18 protein-coding genes are annotated in these 20,936 nt (G+C 39.2%); 14 read left to right on the forward strand and 4 right to left on the reverse strand.

What is annotated here, in order from left to right:
- Positions 1 to 133: 133 nt before the first annotated feature.
- The 4 genes from ACW6PM_RS02960 (at position 134) to ACW6PM_RS02975 (ending at position 7,750) form a co-directional block, all read left to right on the forward strand.
- Positions 134 to 3,460 (forward strand): hypothetical protein, encoded by a 3,327-nt coding sequence (locus ACW6PM_RS02960; RefSeq protein ID WP_456056179.1) that lies wholly within the window; start codon positions 134 to 136, stop codon positions 3,458 to 3,460.
- Positions 3,460 to 3,966 (forward strand): hypothetical protein, encoded by a 507-nt coding sequence (locus tag ACW6PM_RS02965; protein WP_456056180.1) that lies wholly within the window; start codon positions 3,460 to 3,462, stop codon positions 3,964 to 3,966. The genes ACW6PM_RS02960 and ACW6PM_RS02965 overlap by 1 nt, the downstream gene beginning before the upstream one ends.
- A 227-nt stretch (positions 3,967 to 4,193) precedes the next feature.
- Positions 4,194 to 5,618, forward strand: a complete 1,425-nt coding sequence (locus ACW6PM_RS02970; protein WP_456056181.1) for a recombinase family protein — start codon at positions 4,194 to 4,196, stop codon at positions 5,616 to 5,618.
- Between the two features lie 266 nt (positions 5,619 to 5,884).
- Positions 5,885 to 7,750 carry a sensor domain-containing diguanylate cyclase gene (locus tag ACW6PM_RS02975; protein ID WP_456056182.1) on the forward strand — a complete coding sequence of 622 codons (1,866 nt, stop codon included), beginning with the start codon at positions 5,885 to 5,887 and terminating at the stop codon, positions 7,748 to 7,750.
- 83 nt (positions 7,751 to 7,833) lie between these two features.
- On the opposite strand, the gene ACW6PM_RS02980 is transcribed toward ACW6PM_RS02975, so the two are convergent.
- Positions 7,834 to 9,912, reverse strand: coding sequence for a methyl-accepting chemotaxis protein (locus ACW6PM_RS02980; RefSeq protein ID WP_456056183.1), 2,079 nt, complete (start codon positions 9,910 to 9,912; stop codon positions 7,834 to 7,836).
- Between the two features lie 202 nt (positions 9,913 to 10,114).
- Here ACW6PM_RS02980 and ACW6PM_RS02985 point away from each other — a divergent pair, with 202 nt between their 5' ends.
- From ACW6PM_RS02985 to ACW6PM_RS02995, 3 genes are all read left to right on the forward strand, one after another.
- Positions 10,115 to 11,767, forward strand: a complete 1,653-nt coding sequence (locus ACW6PM_RS02985; RefSeq protein WP_456056184.1) for a flavodoxin family protein — start codon at positions 10,115 to 10,117, stop codon at positions 11,765 to 11,767.
- A gap of 116 nt (positions 11,768 to 11,883) precedes the next feature.
- Complete coding sequence (locus ACW6PM_RS02990) at positions 11,884 to 12,258, forward strand: hypothetical protein (protein ID WP_456056185.1); 375 nt, start codon at positions 11,884 to 11,886, stop codon at positions 12,256 to 12,258.
- Between the two features lie 62 nt (positions 12,259 to 12,320).
- Positions 12,321 to 12,875, forward strand: coding sequence for a hypothetical protein (locus ACW6PM_RS02995; protein WP_456056186.1), 555 nt, complete (start codon positions 12,321 to 12,323; stop codon positions 12,873 to 12,875).
- 82 nt (positions 12,876 to 12,957) lie between these two features.
- Here ACW6PM_RS02995 and ACW6PM_RS03000 read toward each other — a convergent pair whose 3' ends face one another.
- The 3 genes from ACW6PM_RS03000 to ACW6PM_RS03010 all read right to left on the reverse strand — a co-directional run bounded on the left by ACW6PM_RS03000 (position 12,958) and on the right by ACW6PM_RS03010 (position 15,420).
- The gene (locus ACW6PM_RS03000) at positions 12,958 to 13,164 is read right to left on the reverse strand and encodes a hypothetical protein (RefSeq protein WP_456056187.1); all 207 of its coding nucleotides are present in this window, start codon (positions 13,162 to 13,164) and stop codon (positions 12,958 to 12,960) included.
- Between the two features lie 17 nt (positions 13,165 to 13,181).
- Positions 13,182 to 14,369, reverse strand: a complete 1,188-nt coding sequence (gene gltS, locus ACW6PM_RS03005) for a sodium/glutamate symporter (protein WP_456056188.1) — start codon at positions 14,367 to 14,369, stop codon at positions 13,182 to 13,184.
- Between the two features lie 124 nt (positions 14,370 to 14,493).
- Positions 14,494 to 15,420: a TAXI family TRAP transporter solute-binding subunit gene (locus ACW6PM_RS03010; protein ID WP_456056189.1), complete on the reverse strand. Its 927-nt coding sequence runs from the start codon at positions 15,418 to 15,420 to the stop codon at positions 14,494 to 14,496.
- A gap of 170 nt (positions 15,421 to 15,590) precedes the next feature.
- Here ACW6PM_RS03010 and ACW6PM_RS03015 point away from each other — a divergent pair, with 170 nt between their 5' ends.
- The 7 genes from ACW6PM_RS03015 (at position 15,591) to ACW6PM_RS03045 (ending at position 20,917) form a co-directional block, all read left to right on the forward strand.
- Positions 15,591 to 16,460, forward strand: coding sequence for an undecaprenyl-diphosphate phosphatase (locus tag ACW6PM_RS03015; RefSeq protein WP_456056190.1), 870 nt, complete (start codon positions 15,591 to 15,593; stop codon positions 16,458 to 16,460).
- A 39-nt stretch (positions 16,461 to 16,499) separates the two neighbouring features.
- Entirely contained in the window at positions 16,500 to 17,003 is a 504-nt protein-coding gene (locus ACW6PM_RS03020; RefSeq protein ID WP_456056191.1) for a GreA/GreB family elongation factor, read from the forward strand.
- Between the two features lie 95 nt (positions 17,004 to 17,098).
- Positions 17,099 to 18,316 carry a BTAD domain-containing putative transcriptional regulator gene (locus ACW6PM_RS03025; RefSeq protein ID WP_456056192.1) on the forward strand — a complete coding sequence of 406 codons (1,218 nt, stop codon included), beginning with the start codon at positions 17,099 to 17,101 and terminating at the stop codon, positions 18,314 to 18,316.
- A 23-nt stretch (positions 18,317 to 18,339) separates the two neighbouring features.
- Complete coding sequence (locus tag ACW6PM_RS03030; protein WP_456056193.1) at positions 18,340 to 18,819, forward strand: signal peptidase I; 480 nt, start codon at positions 18,340 to 18,342, stop codon at positions 18,817 to 18,819.
- Positions 18,812 to 19,582 carry a class B sortase gene (gene srtB / locus ACW6PM_RS03035; RefSeq protein ID WP_456056194.1) on the forward strand — a complete coding sequence of 257 codons (771 nt, stop codon included), beginning with the start codon at positions 18,812 to 18,814 and terminating at the stop codon, positions 19,580 to 19,582. The genes ACW6PM_RS03030 and srtB overlap by 8 nt, the downstream gene beginning before the upstream one ends.
- A gap of 91 nt (positions 19,583 to 19,673) precedes the next feature.
- The gene (locus ACW6PM_RS03040; RefSeq protein WP_456056195.1) at positions 19,674 to 20,126 is read left to right on the forward strand and encodes a hypothetical protein; all 453 of its coding nucleotides are present in this window, start codon (positions 19,674 to 19,676) and stop codon (positions 20,124 to 20,126) included.
- A gap of 14 nt (positions 20,127 to 20,140) precedes the next feature.
- Positions 20,141 to 20,917: an SDR family NAD(P)-dependent oxidoreductase gene (locus ACW6PM_RS03045; RefSeq protein WP_456056196.1), complete on the forward strand. Its 777-nt coding sequence runs from the start codon at positions 20,141 to 20,143 to the stop codon at positions 20,915 to 20,917.
- Positions 20,918 to 20,936 lie beyond the last annotated feature (19 nt).

The following is a 20,936-nucleotide window of genomic DNA, read 5'->3' on the forward strand; positions in this document are numbered from 1 at the left end:
AAATATTCTAATATTGATTTTTCGAGATTTCCCACACCGTATTATGATGTGGGATGTGGGAAGTTTTGTTATTAAGTATTTACAATATAATGCATTAATGCTAAACTATTATAATCAAACAAAGGAGGTTCTTATGAAAAAATGTAAGAAATTAATAGCTGCATTCATGATGACCATGTCTATATTAGTAGTATGGATGGTACCAGTTTTGGCAGCGACATCAACCCAAGATGGATTGGTGGTAACTTTATCTACAGATAAGGTAAATTATGAGAAAGGGGAAAAGATAGGCACTTCGATCAGTGTAACGAACCAAAATTCGTATGCTGTGAGTGGAGTTGACATTGAATCACTTATACCAGATGGCTATAAGCTAATGGATGGTGATGTATCAAAAAAACATGTAGAATCACTATCGGCTGGAGAGACAGTAGAGCTAAAAGTTACTTATTGTCCACAAAATAATGGTAAAATAAGTGACGATAATTTAGACAAAGCAAAGCCAGGAGCAAATGATACACCGGCAACAAAGGATGTATCTCCAAAGAAGGGTGAGATAAAATCAACAAATACACCTAAATCAGGTGATAATATGTTGATTGGCTTATGGATTATATTAGCAGGTTTAGGATTTGTAATTCTTATAGGAGTTCAAAAAAAGAAGAAACACATTAATTTAATGGCATTAATGTTGATTGGAGTAACAACATTTACGTCATTACCAACAGGAATATCAACTGTAAAAGCGGAAGAAACAAATTCCGGAATATCTGAAATTGTTGTAAATGATAGTGTTAATGTTGGAGATAAAAAGGTAAAAATTAGCTCATCTATTAAGTATAAGAAGTTATCAAACTCATCAGAAGGTAAAAAGACTTATACAAGAGCTGAGTGGATTGATATTTTAGTTGATGAGTTTGGATATCCTGTAAATAAAAAAGATGCCAGTGTTGAATACTCTTATACAGATATACAAGATTCTGTGTATGCAGATGAAATTCAAACAGCTAAAGATTACTGTTTGCTAGAAGCAGACGAATCTGAATTCAAACCGAATGAACCAGCAACAAGAGAATTTATGGCATTTACAGTTATAAATTCATTAGGATATACACAGGACAACACAATAGAGTGTAATGATAAAGAAGAACTTAAATATGTTTCTCATGATGCTAATGCTGTTGAATTAGGAATTGTCTCATTAGAAAATAATTATTTTTATCCAGCCAGAGCAATATCAGAGAATGAAGTGAATAACACATTACAAATACTTGAATCAATTAATAGTTCATTAGATGTGCCAGATAAGAATATCATCAAATATAAAGATAATATAAAAACAACTAATAAAAGTAATGTTATATCTGATGAAAGCAATATTTTAATTATTAAAACATCAGCAGTAGAGAATATTGATGTTGGTTCAATAATAGTAATAGATGATAAAAAGGCTTATAAAATAATATCATATGAAAACAATAATGATGATACTACGACAATTACATATAGTGAGCCAGATTTAAATGAATTTTTGGATTCTGTTGACATGGCGGGAACGCTAGTTCCGGATTTTAGTAAATTTGTTCCAGCTGAGGGAATGGATGTCAATGTTACAACAAGCGATGAAGATATAGCACGCAGTGGATTGCTTGATTTTGATGATACAACAATTGATACAGGAGCAAAAGTACATTTAGATGGTACGATTCCAGAAAAATTTCTTGGAAACGCAGGAAAGAAAATAGATATTAACTATTCGCTAGATGTTGGTATTCCATCTGTAAGTTATGCTTCAGATGTAGATTTTCATGGCATTGTACCTTATGTAAAGAATGCATATTTTAAAATTAAACAAGATACAAGTGCAGGTGTTGAAGTTTCTACAAAGGATCCAGGAGAAAATCATCCAATGTTAAATGATATGGTTGACACTTATATTCCTCTTGGAAAAGTACCTCTTATTGGAACAAATGCGGTCGGCGCTGTACTAGAAGTAGATCTTAGATTTTCTATTACTGGAAAAGTGACTGTTGAGTATAATGTATCAGGAGATATTGGATGTCAGATATATCATAACAAGCCTCGTAATATATCGGCACTAAAAACATCTGCATCTGTGGGAATAGAAGCTGAAGGAAAAGTTGGACCTGAGCTTGAAGGTGCACTTGAATTATTTAATAAAAAATTGATTTGCTTTTCAGCAGGAGCAGGAGCCAAAATATCAGGAAGTATAAAAGTTAGAACCACTGGTATTGTGTGCGTGGATGGATCTGTAGGGACTTATGTAGAAATGGATGCATTTAAAGATTCACTGGTAGAAGATTGGCTAGATATTTCAATACATTGGGATATTATAGACAAAACTCTCTTTTCTGCTCATTGGGAAAATGGAACAAAAGTAGATAAGTGTACTTACGAAGAAAATGGAACCATTAAGGGGGCTGTTGCAGAAGCTGGAAATAGAAGTAAAACAATTTCTGGAGCAAAAATTGAAGTGTTGAATAATACCACTTTTGAAGTGGAAAATACAACACATACAGATAATAAGGGAAATTATACTATTTCGGTTGATGGAGGTACTCATATATTAAGAATATCTGCGGATGGATATATAGCTTTTGAGAGCTTTGAAACGGTGGAAAATAAACAATCAATATATGTTGAAACATATTTAATGGTTGAGGGAAGTTCAGATCCTAATGCTAAGGGAACGATTTCCGGAAAAATCATAAATGCTGTTAATGGAGCTGGTATTGGTGATTCGAAATTAAGCATAAGAAAAGGCTGGAATAATGTTTCAGATAGTATTATCTCTACAATTTCAACAGATGATAATGGATTATATACTGTGGAACTTCCGTTAGGTAATTACACTATTTTATGTGAAAAGGCTGGATATATAACAAATCATATTAATGTTGCGGTGATGTCTGGAATACATGATGGTAATAATTTGACAATGAATCCAAATGATGGAACAGAAAATATTCCGGCAGGGCAAATTCGAATTGTTCTGACATGGGGCGAAAATCCAATGGATTTAGATTCACATTTAATTTATAAAGGTGAAGAAAACCAAAATTATCATATATATTATGCAAATAAAGATACATATGATGAGAATGATGAGAAGTTATCAGACTTAGATAGAGATGATACTACTTCTTATGGTCCTGAAACATTAACTATTTATAAAAAAGCAGAAAATGGTACATATAGTTATTATGTCAGAGATTATAGCAACGGATCAGATTTACTTGATAAAGAAATGACTATATCTGGGGCAAAGGTTCAGGTATATGCAGGTGATACATTGCTTACGTCATATAACATGCCTAGTGATGCTGTTGGAAATGTTTGGCATGTATTTGACATTGATGCCAAAACAAATACTATTACAGTAGTTAATCATGTTTATGGCTCATATTCTGATAGTTTAAAAGCAAATGGTGAAAATTAATGGCAAATCAAAAATTAGATACAACTGTATTACAGAAAACTGTATTATCAAAGGATGAGTTGAATCGTATATATAAATGTAGAAACAATAAGATTAAACAATGGTTTTTTCTATTAGTGATAGTAATAATGCTGTTAGGAATTATGATTTCTTATTTGACAAAAGAGTATATGAATAGTATTTCTAAGGATGTAATCTGGGATATATTATTTGTAGTATTATTTATATATATAGCTATACTTTGTATTAAGAATATTAAAAACTTGAGGCGTGTTAAGATTGATTCTCTTAGTGTACGAAGAGCCATAATTACTGAAAAGCAGTCGGTGAAAAGCAAGGATTTAATTAATAGGTCTAGAAATAGATTTGTGGTTGCAAAAATTGATAATAATGTTACTTTATACGCTTCGTGCTCTCAAAAAGAGTATGATAGAACGATTGTTGAGCAGTCTATTGGATTATTTTTCACTTTTGGAGATAATGTTATGAGAGTTATTATTTTGTAATTTCATTATCATAGTATTTAAGAGTGCGTATTGATGGTAGCTGATGGTACTTGGCGGTACTTGGTGGTTGTTGATGGCACCTGGCAGTAAATGGTGGTAAATGGTGGTAGACTAACCAGCTAAAATGTCATATACTATAATTGCAATTAAAGGAATTTCGTAGATGTTTTACGAAATTCCTTTTTTGCGTGAAAACACTGTTGGTCAGCCAAGTCTCAGGATTCTTGATGGTTGATGTAATGTTGGCATTACTAGATTTCTTTCGTGTGGAGGTTTATTTTACAGAGGATAATATCTGGACAATGAACGATGAAGATGGCGAATTGAGATTGACTATCATGGCAACGCTTGCTCAAAATGAGAGTAAAAAAACCTCTATGCGAGTTAAAGCTGGACAGATGGTTTCGTTTCAAAATGGTGTTCCATATGGAAATGGCAATATATTAGGTTATGACAGAAAAGGAAAAGAGTACGTGATTAATGAATCACAAGCTAGAACAGTTCGTCGTATTTTTGATCTATATGAGGACGGATATGGTGTTAGAAGTATTCAGTTTGCTTTAGAAAAAGAAGGACATCTGACAGCAACTGGATTGACAAGATGGCAACAAGGAAATATTAGTAGGATATTACGAAATCCGTTCTACTGTGGCATAATCGTTTATCGAAAACAATTTGTACCGGATTATTTGGAGCAAAAAAGGAAGAGAAACAATGGAGAACTTGAAAAGGTTGTTATTGAAGGAAATCATACTCCTATCATTTCTAAAGAGCAATTTGATAAAGTACAGACGATGATAGATAGTCGGATAGAATCAAACAATGGCGGTCCGCGAAAAGGCAAGAAAGTGTCCAAGGATGTATGGTGTCGTAAACTGATATGCGAGTGTGGAAGTACACTTAATCGTGTTACATGGCATAAATATCCTGATGGTTCTCGGCAGTATGCATATCAATGCTACAATCAGATCAAAACGGGTTCGGTGAATACTCGAATAAATAAAGGGCTAAGCATTGAAGGAATATGTGTCACTAAAATGGTTTCAAGGTGGAAATTAGAGGTCATGGCAGATGTGATATTCCAGAAATTCTGGAACGACAGAGAAGGCATAATTGCTATCGCAAATGAAATGCTTGATAGCTGCTATGAAGATAAAGGTGATAATGAAGCTCTGGATAAGAAGAGAGAATTAGAAGAAAAGATACAGTCATGGAATCTTAAATATGATAATTTGCTTAATATGCGTATGGCAGGCGAAATTGAAAAAGACAGATATGACGAGAAACGTGAGGAAATATTAAAAGAGCAGGAAAAACTTAATAAGCAATTGTCTTGTTTAGATGATCAGTTAGATATCTCTGATGATATGTACAAAGATAAACTCGAAATATTAAAGTATGGATTGGAACAGGATTTTGATTTTTCAACTAAGAATATTCCGGATGAGATTATTGATGTATTTGTAAAACAGATTGTTGTTTGTAAGGATTGCTTTAAATGGAAATTGAATATTTTTCCGGACAAAGAATATGAAATAAAGGTTGACGGAAAAAAAGATAATTATACAATATCCCAAACAGAACAGACCTCAAAAAATGTGTTGCAGCACAGGCTGCTATCGCTGAGCAGGCAAAATAGACAAAGGTTCTAATTTAAAAGTCTATATATAAATTTTGCAAGGGAAAGTATTCAATACTTTCCCTTGTTCCCTTGTTCCCTTGTCCTTGTTCCCTTGTCCCCTTGTTTTTTATTGCCAATCTGCATTTCACACCCTGAAAACGACATTTCGCGCCAAAACTATAGATTGTAGACACTATATGTTGTATAATTGGTACTAGAAATACAAGTATATGTGATATGAATAGAGAACGAAGCACAGATATGATGTAGGTATTAAGGTATGGAGAGAGCGCATTTATGATTATAAAAAAGAAGAACATCCGTACAATTGTGATAACCTGTGCACTGCTAGGTGTCATAATATTCAGCATTCATAGCTACAATGTATATATGAGCCGTCAGATATATAATGAGGGCACATCAAATATCAAAGCCTCATACAGTCAGGTGAACCGGACCTTTAACATGTTTGCGCAACGCAACTGGAACGTTCTATCGGACTGGAATGTTTATTTGACCAAGGTACTAAATAGCGACAGTAGTCTGCAGTGGAATGATTTTGTCAGGGAAAAAGAGACCTGGCATTACAGTGATTTTTATCTGTTTAATGAGCAGAATCAGTTTATCACCATAGAGGGCAGAAGCGGAGTGGCTGACAATGCAAAAGATGCATTCAATGAGCTTTTTAAGGCAAATGAGCCTGTGATATCGAGCTATATATCAACAAAGGGTGTCAGAAAGGTGCTTTTTGCATTTCCATCTGATGGGATAACTGTGGATGGAATTACATATACCGGGCTTGCTGTGAGCTATGACAATACAGACGTGGAAAGGATGCTCGGAGACGAGGCCTATAAAGACCAAAGTGATTGTTATATTGTTGATTCTGCAGGCAATGTCATACTCTCTATCGAACCGAAGACAGAGATTGATGATATGGTTGATAATCTGATTGATTTCATAGGTGATAACGCAACAGATTACGATACAGCTGATTTTAAAGATGTAAAAAACAAAATAGCTGATGGCAGTGATGGCTGCTTTTCCTTTACATACAATAATAAGGATTATTATATGACATATCAGCCTACCGGCATAAAGGACTGGTCTATAGTCGGTATTGTTGAAGCAAAGGCTGTCAGCTCGTTCATGTTTCAGGTACAGTACAGCACAATTTTACTTATAGGCATAATGTTCATCTGTGTAATTCTGCTTATTTTTATGTATGTATTGAAGAATACCAGGCTTAAGCTTCAGAAGGAGAAGCTCACTGTCATGGCAGTATCTCATGAAAAGGAAATCTCTGATATGCTGTTGAACAGTCTGGCGAGAATTGTGGACAGATACGCATTGTGCGATATCGAAAATGATACGTACGAATACCATGAGAGACAGGCGCGTAAGCTTTATCCTGAGCGTGGCAGCTACAGAGACCTTGTGGAGGCAATATCAAACAGGTATACGCTTATTTCAGAGGAGGAGAATAAGGATATCTCAGAGCTTCTTTCTCTTGAAAATATTTACGGAAAAATCAAAAATGAGCGTGATTTTTTCAAATTTGAATGTGCAGAGAAGAACAGCAAGCTTTTTCTTTCAATGACAGTCATTCCGGCAAGATGGGAGGATGGCAGACTGACGCAGTATCTGCTTGTTTCACAGAATATAGGCGAAAAGCATAAGATGGCAGATCTGGCAAACACGGATATGCTTACAGAACTCTATAATAAGAGATATTTTGAGACCATTATGAATATGAGAGTCCAGAAAGGAAAAGCATTCGCACTGATTTTTATGGATCTTGATTTTTTCAAGCCGGTCAACGATACATATGGTCATCCGGTCGGAGATGAGGTTCTTTGCAACGTAGGAAAGCGCATTGTAAATAGCATACGAACAGCTGATTATGCATTCCGTATTGGAGGGGATGAGTTTGCATGTATAATAGATGGCAATGCAGATGAAGAAAATTGCTTAGAGAGCATAGAGCGACTTCAAAAAGTTATCTGCAATCCATATAATATACATGGTCATAAAATAAATATCGGAGTAAGCTGTGGACATGCACTTTATCCGTCCGATGCTGACACGGTTGAAAGCCTGCTTAAGATAGCAGACAGCCGGATGTATGCAGAGAAGGAAAAACATCATGCAGATAGAAGATGATAGATAGAAGATAATAGGATAGAAGATTATCATTCATAAAAAAGCTATGAGAGCCCGGTTAAAGGCTTTCATAGCTTTTATTTTTATGAGTGAGCACGAAGCTGTTCATCGACATATGTCTGGATATAATAATTATCCTCAGGCATCTGGCAGCCGACGATATAGGTTCCTTCATTATTTGAGCAGCGGATTACATATCCATCCAATACTGAGTGGTCAGCAAGAGCAAAGTTCTCTATTGAGATAGTAACCTTCGCTCCTTTATGATCCACGAAATAAGGATCCTTTGTCAAAAATGCAAATCCGTTTGCACTTATATTGTCAAGTGTGCCCTTGAATGTAGTATCAGTTCCTTTGAGCTTTATAGTGCAATTGTTTGATAAATCCATGCGAGGGTATTTCCTGCGGTTTAAAATTTCAGGCTGTGTATTGACCGCTACCACAAGGTCATCTGTGATTGTGAGGTCTTTCCAGCAGTACATTACATTGCCGACTGTAACATACAGATTACAAGGTCTGGATGAGTCTAGAGATAAGCCGCCTGATATAAGCTTAAGAGCATTTTCGTAAACTGCCTTTACCTCACAATGGAACTCGTTGCCGGTTGCTACATCGGTCAGAATGACCTTTGCCTTCATACCCGGGCGGATATCATCAAGTCCCATAAATCCACCAACTCCGAGCTCGTGCATGAGAGACTGGATAACAGTCTCGATATTATTGATATTTGTTGCACTTTCATCATATTTACTGAGCATCTTGCGGTTTATCGCATCAGAAGCACCGATACATGAGGTCATGGTTTCTACGATATCAGATACCTTTTCCATATTGTCAACAAGCTGCTGGTTAGATGCTTCAACCTCCTGCATTGCGGTGTCGATTTCACGGATATGGCTTCCGAGCTTATTGGAATCCTTTGTGATTTTCTCTACATTTTCGCCGGTCTGCATTACCTTCTCAAGGGTAAGCTGGATGAGGCGGAGTGTTTCTTCAATGGATGAGGTCATCCTTCCGGAAATCTCGTCAAGACGAGAGAGCGCCTCACTGATCTGACCGGATGAATTTCTTGTCTCAGTGCTTAGAGTGCGGATCTGTTCGGCAACAACAGCAAAGCCCTTACCTGCTTCACCTGCACGCGCTGCCTCAATTGAAGCGTTAAGTGCAAGGAGATTTGTCTGGTTTGAAATATTATCAATTGTTCCGGTTTCGTTTTTAACCATCTCAAATTCATCTCTGAATGTAGTCAGGATGTTTTCAACCTCTGTAGAAAGCTCCGACATAGTTTTTGCTGTCTGGGCAAGACCTTCAAGATCCTCAGAGCTGACCTTGGCATGCTTGCCGGATTCGGTTGTCAGGGAAACCATATCGTTTATCATGGCTGCCACATTCTCGACCTGCGCGCTTATATCGGTAGTCATTTCCTGTGAAGAAGCAGTGTGGGACTGAAGCTGCTCATTATTTCCGGTGAGCTCATTCATTCCATCAACGACAACATCGGAGCCATGCTTGTTTTCAGAAGCAAGCTCACGTACCACTGTTATACCATCCATTATAGTGTTGCTAGCGGTTTTAACCTGCTCAACTGTCGTGACAACGCGATTCAAATCAGACTTTATGCTCTCGGTGAGTGCAGCATCGGACTCAGTCAGGTGACGCACCGACATGATATAGCCTATGTAGCAAAGTAAAAGACATGCTATCTGAAGCTGATAGTTTTTCTGGTCTACAGCAGTGTTCTGACCTAGTACTAATATGTGAAATGCAATACTTGCAATAAGGCTTAGCATATTTGCAACAGCGCAGTAAATCATGAATTTCTCATCCTTAAAAATAACAATAAGGCTGATTATCGGAAGGATGTAGGTGAATGCAATCGGTGAGGTTGTCGTACACAAAAGAAATACGTAAAAAATACCATATCCGATGACAAATGCAAGCCGGTAATGATCGTTATCCTTCCCCTTCATTTTTAGAAGTATGTCACCACACACGAAAGGCAGCCAGCATAAAATAACAAAAATGATATAATTACTCATAGAATAAGCGCCATTTGCTGTGTCGGTACCATAATTGGCGGTCAGCAGAATAGCAAAAACAAGCCATAATCTGCGGGCCTTGATATTCGCCTTTGCTTTAAAAATTTTTTCATCGTAACCCATATGAATTCTCCTGATTCGTAAATTATATAGCTTTATTTTACTATCATAGTACTATAATTACAAGGCATACTTAAGAATTTGAAATTGAATGAATTTTGAATGTATAATTAGGGTATTGTTTCTGAGTCTAAACTTTAATTGTTTTTTGCCTGTCAATCCGCTATACTAAAATTAACTATATACTTATAGGAGGGCATAAAGCATGAACATACTTCTGATTAACGGAAGCCCAAAGGGCAAACGAAGCAATTCGTTAAAGCTTGCAAACAGCTTTATAGAAGGCTTCAAAGAAGGATATAAGAGCAAAAATGAAGATATATCCATTGATGAAATGCATATAGCTTCTATGGATATAGGAGCGTGTAAGGGCTGCTTTGCGTGCTGGCAGAATACACCGGGCATATGCTGCATAAAGGACGATATGCAGACGGTTATTGAGAAAATACTTGAAGCGGATATTGTTGTGTGGTCGTTTCCTCTGTACTATTTTAGCGTACCGGGAATACTAAAGAATTTAATTGACAGGCAGCTTCCCATGAGTCTGCCGTTTATGAGCACAAAGGAGGACGGATACGGAAGCGGCAGCCATGATTGCAGATATGACATGGAAGGCAAAAGGCATGTGCTGATCTCTACCTGCGGTTTTTATTCTGCAGAGAGAAATTATGACAGTGTACTTCGGATGTTTGACCATTTCCTGGGAAAAGGGCATTATACAACTGTTTTTTGCGGACAGGGAGAACTGTTTCGTGTTAAGGAGCTGTCAGAAAGGACAGACGAATATCTGGCCACGGTAAAAAATGCCGGGGCAGAATATGCCATGACAGGAAAAATATCTGAAAAAACAGAAGCAGCGCTACATACTCTTTTATATCCGAGGGACGTGTTTGAAAGGATGGCGGATGCCAGCTGGGGGATCAGCAGGACAACAGGAGAAAATGAAGCTGATGACCTTGTTTTCACCAGACAGATGGCATCATTATACAATAAGGATGCCTATGATGGAAAGGAACGTGTGCTTGAGATATGCTATACCGATTTGAAGCATACATATCAGATAAAGCTTGATGGTAAAGGCAGTGAGGTGCTTACAGATCAAAGCCTTACTCCGACTACCCGCATAGATACGCCTTTTACAGTATGGTCAGCCATTTCACGAGGCGAGATAGGTGGCGCAGAGGCATTGGGAAAGCAGATGTATACGGTAACAGGTGATTTTTCCTTGATGGTAAACTGGGATAAATTCTTCGGAAGCACATCAGCAGTCAAAGAAACAGAAAAAACATCACATGGCGTTCAGGTGCAGAAAAATCCTTCCATGATGACAATGCTCATACCATGGATTGCGTTTTGGATAGCAGTTTCTGTCAATACAGAAAAAGGGGCTGTGATTGCTCTTTTGGTGGCAGCCGCTATGCCTTTTATTATGAGAAAACACAAATTTGTAATATGGGATCAGCTCTCAATTGTGGCTGTTGCCATGCTTTCTGCGATAGCAAGCCTGACCGGAGCAGGTGACATATCAACAGATATCGGATACCTGGTGTTTGGACTGTTCTGGCTGGTTTCATGTATGACAAAGGAGCCCCTATGTGCAGCATATGTAAAGTACAATTATGGTGGTGAAGCAGCACATAAAAATCTTCTTTTTATGAAAACGAATTATATCCTTGCGGCAGCGTGGGGAATATTATATGTGTTGACGGCTGTATGGACCTTTCTGCTGAAAAAGGCAGGCATTGGAACCGCACTTATTGTCGTAAACAATCTGATGCCTGTATTGATGGGCATTTTTACAGGATGGTTTGAAAAATGGTATCCTGCAAGGCTCGCAAGAGGCTCAAAAAAGCAGTAATTCGTAAGATTTCTTTAATATTTTATGTATTCTATTTACTTTAGGCTGATAGGAGAGTACTCTTTAGAAAACGTACTCATAGCAGTGCTTATAAATAAAGAAAGAGGTATATCATAATGAAGAAAAAACTGATTACAATTGTCATAGGAGCTATGCTTTGCGCAGGTTTGTTTGCAGGCTGTGGACAGAGCGATACAAAGCAGGATAAGGCAGCAGGCACCGAAAATTCAAAGCAGGCTGAGACACAGGATGAAGGTGATAAGGACTCACAGGAAGAGAAGGAGCTTACCGGAACAATAGATGACATAAAGGACTTCATGTTTGTAGTGACAGATGATAAGGATACACCTTACAGCTTTACCTTCGATGAAAAGCCGGACGGACTTGAGAGTGTAGCAAGCGGAGACAAGGTGACTGTAAAATATACCGGAACTATTTCAGAGGTGGATCCGTTTGAGGGAAAGATAATATCTGTTGAGAAAGCAGAATAAGGACAAAAAGTAGGGAAGGGAGTATTAGAAGATGAATGTTTATAAAAGGGAGAATTATTTTTATGAATGAATCAAATAAAGTATCACGAGCTGTTTACGTAGTTCCTGTAATATATGTGCTTGGAATGTACATGATGCCGGTTTTATTTTGGATAATATGCAATATGCAGGAATCAACAGACAGCTTTGATGCGGGCTGGATAATGGTCATGCCGATTGTTCTGGGGCTGGTTAATCTGGCTGTGGTGCTTATCCTTGGGAAAAGAATAAGCAGAGTACAGTTGCTCATTTGTACAAGGATTATCAAATATGCATTAATACCATTTTATGTAATAGGTGGTTTTTGCATTATAGTGGCACTTCTCTTAATGCTAACACCGGTTGTTGTCATGATATTTGTAGGACCGACTGTTGCAATTGTGCTATCAGTTATTGGCTGGCTGGGGCTGTTAGGAGCGGCACCTTTTTCAATTGCCTATATTGTAAGGGCATGCAGTGAGGGAGTACAAGGAAAGGTGATGTCTGTATTTGCAGGCATATTCCAGTTCTTTTTCACACTGGATGTAATTTTTGTGATCGTACTGGCGGTGAAGGATAGGAGCTTTGTGAAAGCCTAAAAGGCATATGGAGTGATTTGATGATTTACATGTAAAAAGGAACCTTCGAGTTCCTTTTTGCATTATACACATATTGTTTAGTTTAATTATTTCTCTTGTTTCTGATATGCACCTCAGGTATGGCAACATTGTCATAGCTGATAGGTGCATTTTCTTTATCCGTATCCTCGTGGCTTTCGGTGCTTTTTACGTGCACCTCTGGTATTGCTACGTTGTCAAAAGTTAAATCGTAATTATGTTTTTCTTTTTCTTCTCTTTTTTTAAATATTTTTCTCAATTTTTCAAACATATTTTTCTCCGGTTGTTTTACAGTAGGTTTATAAAAAATGTGATTACAAGGCTGTTCAAAAAGTCTGCAAACAGGCTTCCTACAAGTGGTATGAGCAGATATGCCTTGATGGATGGCACGTATTGGTCGCAGACTGCCTGCATATTTGCCATGGCATTTGGGGTGGCTCCGGTTCCGAAGCCGCAGGTGCCTGATACTAAGATGGCGGCATCGTAGTCGCGCCCCATGATGTTGAACTCGATAACATACGTGAATATGATTATGAGAAGCACCTGTGCTGCGAGCAGTATGACGAGTGGGAGAGCGAGTGATGCAAGCTCCCAGAGCCTCAGTGTGATCATTGCCATGCCAAGGAAGAGAGATAGGCTTATACCTCCAAGGTCATTTATCTCTCCCATATGGATGGTGGCGATTCCTGTGTACTCACAGATGTTTCGCATGAGTGCGGCTGCGAGCATCGCTCCTATATATATCGGGAAGGTGAGCCCTGTCTTTGTGAGGAGCATTGTAAAGATGGTTCCGACACCTATTGCCAGGATGAGCTGGAATACGGCATCAGCATACATATTTGTGTGGCGCTCATGCTTTTTCTCATCCTCCACCAGCAGGCTGTCATCATCGTTTGCTACTGTATTAAGCAAGCTATGCTTTTCAATCAGTCTTTTTCCAAGAGGTCCGCCTATTAAGCTTCCAAAAATGAGACCAAAGGTAGCTGCGGCTGTACAGATGGTTGTGGCGCCCTTTATGTTTAAGTCCTCAAGAACCGGGCCAAAAGCTCCTGCTGTGCCGTGTCCGCCTACCATAGGGATAGAGCCGGTGCACATGCCGATTAGCGGATTTAGGTTTAAGAGCTTTGCAAGCCCCACGGCGGTTAGGTTTTGTAATATGATAAGCGCGATGACCAGTCCTAAGAATATGATGAGTGATTTGCCTCCGCTTTTTAATACCTTGAGATTTGCCTGAAAGCCTACAGATGTAAAGAAAAATACCATGCAGACCTCGCGCAGCGTGTCATCAAAGGAAAATTCTGCGATTCCTGTGACATAGCATATGCATGTCATGATGGCGAAAATCAGTCCGCCTATGACAGGCGCCGGAATACAGAATTTCTGAAGAAAATATATTTTCTTTTTTAAATAGTTTCCAAGTAGTAGTACCAGCACGGCGACGGCCAGCGTCTGGTACATGTCAAGTTGTATTTTCATGTGTTACCTTTCGATTTTAATTAATTATATTCTTCTTATAATTTTGAACATTATATGATTAAAGGGGAAAAATACCTTTTGACCCTTATATCATTATATATTGGACTAAAAATTAATTCGCGAATTAATTTACACTATATCCGCAGGTTTCATAATACTTTTTCGCTCCATCGTGAAATGGAATAGGTATATCGCCTGTTGCAAAGTTATACGTCAGCTCAAGCTTAAGTGAGTTGGAGTAGGATAGCTCCTTTTCCTTTTCAAACAGGAGCGATGTAAGCTGCTCAATTGTATCGTCGGATACATTAGCCGTTGTGATGAGCATGGATTTTACACCTATAGTGCTTATATCTGTAGTCTGGCCTGTGTATGTGCCGGCAGGTATGACCTCGCTTGTGTAGGCAGAGCTGCTTTCAAGCATCTTGCTTATCACAGTGTCTGTCAGCGGGATAAGTCTTATGTTACATTCCTTTGAAAGCTCATCTATGACAGTGGTGGTGAGTCCGGCAGTGCAGAAAAATGCATCTATATCACCGGCCTCAAGCTCTTTTGTGGCCTCTATATAGTCCAGATTTTTGGTGGCAACAAGGGATGACGGCATACCGGCGAATTCAAGAATCTGTGTGGCATTTCGCTCGGTACCGGATTCATCTGCTCCGATGCTTACCGTGTGTCCGGACAAATCATCAAGAGTCTGGATGTCTGAATCAGCGCGGACCACAAGCTGACAGGTCTCGGTATAAAGCCCTGCTATAGCCCTTAAATCTTCATTTGCCTTGTAGGCGTCGGCTATCAGGTCTGCCTGTGCAATGCCTATCTCTATATAGCCATCGGATAATAGCCTTATATTGGCATTGGAGCCTGCTGTGGTTCGAACCTTGCAGGTAAAGTCATAGCCCTGCTCATTGGCAAGCTCTGTAAATGTATTTGCAAATGAATAGTACATTCCGCCGATATCGGCTGCTCCGAAGCGTACGGTGCTGCTGGAGGTGGTGCAGCCTGTCAGGGCGAAGAGTACTATGCAAAGCATGATACTGATTTTTTTCTTCATGTTTTGTCTTTATCCTTTCAAATTTTCATAATTGCTATGAGTATTTTACAAAAAAATCTATAATATGAAAAGATTTAATTTAAATTTTTCTTAAATTCCATAGACTTGTGATTGGAAAAATAATATAATAAATTGGTTGTAGAAAATATTTTAAAGGAAGGAAATTATTTATGGAAATCTTTGACATTATCAAGTCTGTTATATTTGGAATTGTGGAGGGCATTACAGAGTGGCTGCCTATCAGCAGTACCGGCCACATGATTCTTTTAAATGAGATTTTACCACTTAGAATAGGAAAGAACCCGGATGATTTTTACAGTATGTTTGAGGTTGTTATACAGCTTGGAGCTATTATGGCGGTTGTTGTTTTGTTCTGGAGCCAGATCTGGCCATTCGGCAGGAAGGATAACAAAGCTCCTCTTGCAAAGACCGGTATCGGTGCATGGATCAAGACTGATATCTTCGTGCTTTGGTTTCATATTCTTGTTTCAACTATTCCGGCAGCTATTATCGGAGTACTTTTTGATGACGTATTCGAGAGATTGTTTTACAATTTCCAGACAGTAGCTATCATGCTCATACTCTTTGGTATCGCTTTTATTGTGATTGAGACCAGACATAATGGCAAGTCGGCTAAGATTAATTCACTTGTCGACATCAGCTACACGACAGCTCTTATGATTGGATTTTTCCAGCTTATTGCAGCTGTTTTTCCGGGTACATCACGCTCAGGTGCTACCATCGTCGGAGCTCTTTTAATCGGTGTATCAAGAACTGTTGCCGCTGAGTATACATTTTTCCTTGCCATTCCGGTTATGTTTGGTGCGAGCCTTTTGAAACTTATTAAATTTGGATTTCATTTTACAGGAGAAGAGGCTGCCATTCTGATTATCGGTATGATTGTAGCATTTGTTGTTTCACTTATTGTTATCAAATTCCTGATGGGCTACATAAAGAAGCACAACTTTATTGTGTTTGGTTGGTACCGTATAGTGCTTGGCGCGATTGTGCTGCTTTGTGGTATCGCAGGACTTCTCTAAATACATTTTGACGCAATTTTGCAGGAAGAGGGTTAAGATATGCATGATGAATTGACAGCAAATGATATAAAGAAAATGGAGGACGAGATAGAGTACAGAAAGCTCGTTGTCAGAAAGAAGGCTCTTGATGACGTAAAGGTGGCGAGAGCCCAGGGTGACTTGAGCGAGAACTTCGAGTACAAGGCAGCCAAGCAGTTTAAGAACCAGAACGAGAGCCGTATCAGATACCTTGAGAAGATGATTAAGACTGCTGTTGTCATATCCGATGAGTCAAAGGATGATGAGGTGGGTATGTTCAATACGGTCGATGTGTATTTTGAGGATGATGATGAGACTGAGACATACAAGCTTGTCACAACCGTAAGGGGCAATTCCTTAAAGAATCTGATAAGCAAGGAGTCACCGCTTGGTGCAGCCATATTCGGACACAAGGTGGGTGATAGGTGTGAGGTAAAGGTAAATGATGACTACTCATACTTTGTCAAAATTATGAAGATAGAAAACACTGTCGACGACGGCAGTGATGATCTACGTAAATTTTAATCAGGGTTTAATTTTTGCGTTTTATTGGTATTTTAATAGTTTAATCTGTTTATGACTATATAATAATGTTTAATGTCAGAAATGGGGAGATTTATATGATTAAATTAAAAACTTTTGGCAGCTTTACGGTAGGTAATGACATAACCTCTGTACAGGAAGGCGCATGGAGGTCTGAGAAACTTGAAAAGCTGTTTGTATATCTGGCGATGAACAGAAACAGGGGTGTCTGCATAGAGGACATTTCAGAGGCTATATGGCAGGTCGAGGAGGAGACCGATAATCCGGTTGGAGCACTTAAGAATCTGGCATACAGACTCAGAAAGGCTCTAAGAGATGCTTCCTTTGACGAGGAGTGCATAGTCTCTGTAAGAGGCGGCTTGTACAAATGGAATGATGATGTGGAAGTAACCATCGATGCCGAAGAGTTTGACAGATATATAAATGAGGCGGAGCTTGCATTCAGCAGAAGCAAGGAGACCGCTATTGAAAGCTATGAGAAGGCTATAGCCATTTACAATGGCGATTTCCTGCCTCTTAGGACAGATACACACTGGTTTATGACACTCAATGCATTTTACCATTCAAGATACGTGAATACGGTAAAGGCTCTGGCGAAGCTGTATATTGATACAGGCTGCTATGAGAAGCTTGAACAGCTGTGCACAAAGGCGATTGTATATGAGCGCTCGGATGAGCAGATATACTCTTATCTGATTATGGCACGCATGCGTACCAAAAAGGTACAGATGGCTTTCGATACCTATGAGACCGCCAAGGCTATTATGGACAACGATCTGGGTGTCAGAAAGACTGTCATGCTCAACAAGGTATATGAGGAGCTTTTATCTGTCACAAAGGGTGTTTCAAGCTACAATATAGATGAGGTGAAGGAGGATATCAACGAGGAGAGCATGGAGGGCGTTTTCATGTGCGGATATCCCGTATTCAAGGAGATTTATCATCTGGAGGTCAGAAAGAGTGCACGTTCCACTGTTTCGGAGAGTCTTGTTCTGGTCACTGTTGCTCCAATGTACAACAGTCTGCCGGATAAGAAGCAGAGTCAGATGAAGGATTCCATGGTCACGCTTGAGAGGGCGCTTAGGAAGTGTCTGCGTGTGGGTGATGTGGCGGCAAAGTACAGTGATTCACAGTACATTGTGCTTTTATCGAAGTGCTCATGCGATACTGCTTCTGATGTCATGAAGCGTATTATCGATAGGTTCGATCATACATGTGATGCACATTGTAATATGACAATACACTTTGACGTTGAGCCGGTAAGCTGCCATAGCAGCTTTGTGAGTGATAAATGATTTTGTGGTACAGAGGTGTTTTCGTGAAGAGACTGATTAATATTATTTCGAGTATAGTTTTATTAATTCTTGTTTTAATTATTGCTGCGATATTTGCTCCCAAGCTGTTTCATATCGAGCCGATGGTGGTTGTTAGCGGCAGCATGGAGCCTTCCTACATGAAGGGAAGCCTGTTGTATGTAAAGGAGGACACCGGTGGTGTACAGACCGGTGATGCCATTACCTTTTACAGAAACGGTGAGCTGGTAACTCACAGGGTGGTTGAAATCAATACAGATGAAAAGACCTACACTACAAAGGGCGATGCCAATCAGGTGAATGATGTAGAGCCGGTTGCGTGGTCTGATGTGGTCGGAGTACCGGTGTTTGATATCCCGGTGCTCGGTTATCCTGCTTCTTTTTTAGGAACCACGCAGGGCAAATTTGTATTTATCGCATTGTTAATTGTTTTTACAGGCATTACAGTGCTGACTGAGAAAAAAATGGAGAAAACAAATGGTTAAAAAGGTAATTAGATTTATAGTTCTTATAATTGGTCTGTCTCTGGTGGCTTATTCAGGGTATCATCTGTTTAAGATTTATTCTGACTATAATACATCGGATAAGACATATGAGAAGCTGCAGGATGAGTATGCTGTGGACGATTCAAAGAAGTCTGATGACAATGATAGTGAAGCTACTGATACACCGTGGTATGATGATATAGATATTGATTTTGCCGGTCTGAAAAGTGAAAATCCGGATGTGGTTGGATGGATTTATTTTGAGAATGAGGATATCAGCTATCCTATCATGTATTCAGGGGATAACAGCTATTACCTTAGAAAGACCTTTAAGAGAGAGCATGCCACTGCAGGCTCCATCTTCCTTGAGGGCTCAAACAAGACTGATTTCAGCGACTGCCATACAATCATTTACGGACACAATATGAAGAATCTGTCCATGTTTGGAAAGCTCAAGTACTATAACCGTGATGAGAATTACTATGACGGCCATCAGTATTTCCAGATCCTTGTCGATGGCAAAAAGTACAGGTACCGGATTTTCTCATATGAGACGGTAAGCGATGACAGTGATGAGTATACCGTGGGCTTTGAGCCTGACGAGACGTTTGGCAAATTTGTGCAGAGGATGGCTGCTTCTTCTATGAAGGATACAGGCATTGTCCCGACAAAGGATGACAAGGTTGTGACTCTTTCTACCTGCTCCACAAGCGGTGAGACATACAGGTTTGTGGTTCACGGAGTGAGGGTAGATGAGCATTAATGCTGGCAGATAAGCAGTATGAATGGATTGTTAATTCGTAAATTAATAAACTCTCTAATGATAATTTGAAATATATATACAGGTGCGTAAAATGAAAAAAGAAGATGAATTACTTAAAGAGCTTACCGATATGGTAAAAGAGACAAAGAAGGGACAGCTAAAGTGGAAGCTGACCTGTAAGACTACAGAGTACAATGATGAGGCAGTAAAACCGACAGTCACAGAGGATGGCATCACCTGGACTGTTGATGAGTGCTATGTGTCATATGAATGCAATTATAAGGGCAGTGATTTTGTGATGATTACATATGAGATGATTCATACTGCCGGTGATAAAAGACAGACAACCAATCTTGTTTTTTTACCGCCGCTTGGCATCAGATATTTTGATATCAGCACCCTGCTTCCATACTCGGTACCTGCTTCCAATGTTCTTACATATGAGATTCACACGCTGTGGCTTTTACTGCTTGAGATGTATAAGAACGACAACACAAGCGTAGAGCTTGATGCAAGTGCAGGAGAGCTGATTATTGAAGAATAGAGGTGTAGTATATAATGTATGCAGTGATTACAGGGGCAAGCTCGGGAATAGGTGAGCAGTTTGCAAAAAGGCTTTCGAAGGAAGGCTATGATCTGATTCTTGTTGCAAGAAGAAGGGAGAGGCTTGCAACTCTTGCTGATGAGCTTAGAGCCGCACATAAGGGGCTTGAGTGCGATATATTTACCGCGGATCTGATGCAGCTTGATGAGTGTCAGAGGCTTTCGGATTATATCGAGGAAAAGGATGTAGAAATATTTATCAACAACGCAGGCTACGGTGACTGTGGCTTGTTTGAGGAGACTGATATAGCTAAGGAAATAGGCATGATAGATGTCAATGTACGTGCTGTTCATTTTCTGACCAAAAAACTGCTAAGGCAGCTGAGGGTAAAGGACAGAGGCTTTATTTTAAATGTGGCAAGCTCTGCGGGGCTTATTCCTGCAGGACCGTACATGGCCACATATTATGCCACTAAAGCATATGTTGCAAGCCTGTCAAGAGCTGTTGCCTGCGAGCTTCGACAGAGACACAGCCATGTATATGTGGGCTGTCTGTGCCCGGGACCGGTTGATACAGAGTTCAATGATGTGGCAAATGTGCGCTTTGCACTGAAGGGAATTTCTGCTGAGTACTGCGCCAATTATGCCATTGACCGGATGATGAAGCACAAAACGGTAATTGTACCTACGCTCAGGATGAAGCTTGCTACGACTTGTGGCAGATTTATCCCACAGTCGCTGTATATTAAGCTTGTTTCACACCAGCAAAAGAAAAAATGGCACATTGACTAAAAAGTCTTTAAAAATTGGT

The organism is Agathobacter sp. (assembly GCF_977054825.1).

Bases quoted from the DNA above. Each gene is read 5' to 3' on its own strand.
- ACW6PM_RS02960 (WP_456056179.1), top strand. From the start codon at position 134: ATGAAAAAATGTAAGAAATTAATAGCTGCATTCATGATGACCATGTCT.
- ACW6PM_RS02965 (WP_456056180.1), top strand. From the start codon at position 3,460: ATGGCAAATCAAAAATTAGATACAACTGTATTACAGAAAACTGTATTA.
- ACW6PM_RS02970 (WP_456056181.1), top strand. From the start codon at position 4,194: ATGGTTGATGTAATGTTGGCATTACTAGATTTCTTTCGTGTGGAGGTT.
- ACW6PM_RS02975 (WP_456056182.1), top strand. From the start codon at position 5,885: ATGATTATAAAAAAGAAGAACATCCGTACAATTGTGATAACCTGTGCA.
- ACW6PM_RS02980 (WP_456056183.1), bottom strand. From the start codon at position 9,912: ATGGGTTACGATGAAAAAATTTTTAAAGCAAAGGCGAATATCAAGGCC.
- ACW6PM_RS02985 (WP_456056184.1), top strand. From the start codon at position 10,115: ATGAACATACTTCTGATTAACGGAAGCCCAAAGGGCAAACGAAGCAAT.
- ACW6PM_RS02990 (WP_456056185.1), top strand. From the start codon at position 11,884: ATGAAGAAAAAACTGATTACAATTGTCATAGGAGCTATGCTTTGCGCA.
- ACW6PM_RS02995 (WP_456056186.1), top strand. From the start codon at position 12,321: ATGAATGAATCAAATAAAGTATCACGAGCTGTTTACGTAGTTCCTGTA.
- ACW6PM_RS03000 (WP_456056187.1), bottom strand. From the start codon at position 13,164: ATGTTTGAAAAATTGAGAAAAATATTTAAAAAAAGAGAAGAAAAAGAA.
- gltS (WP_456056188.1), bottom strand. From the start codon at position 14,369: ATGAAAATACAACTTGACATGTACCAGACGCTGGCCGTCGCCGTGCTG.
- ACW6PM_RS03010 (WP_456056189.1), bottom strand. From the start codon at position 15,420: ATGAAGAAAAAAATCAGTATCATGCTTTGCATAGTACTCTTCGCCCTG.
- ACW6PM_RS03015 (WP_456056190.1), top strand. From the start codon at position 15,591: ATGGAAATCTTTGACATTATCAAGTCTGTTATATTTGGAATTGTGGAG.
- ACW6PM_RS03020 (WP_456056191.1), top strand. From the start codon at position 16,500: ATGCATGATGAATTGACAGCAAATGATATAAAGAAAATGGAGGACGAG.
- ACW6PM_RS03025 (WP_456056192.1), top strand. From the start codon at position 17,099: ATGATTAAATTAAAAACTTTTGGCAGCTTTACGGTAGGTAATGACATA.
- srtB (WP_456056194.1), top strand. From the start codon at position 18,812: ATGGTTAAAAAGGTAATTAGATTTATAGTTCTTATAATTGGTCTGTCT.
- ACW6PM_RS03040 (WP_456056195.1), top strand. From the start codon at position 19,674: ATGAAAAAAGAAGATGAATTACTTAAAGAGCTTACCGATATGGTAAAA.
- ACW6PM_RS03045 (WP_456056196.1), top strand. From the start codon at position 20,141: ATGTATGCAGTGATTACAGGGGCAAGCTCGGGAATAGGTGAGCAGTTT.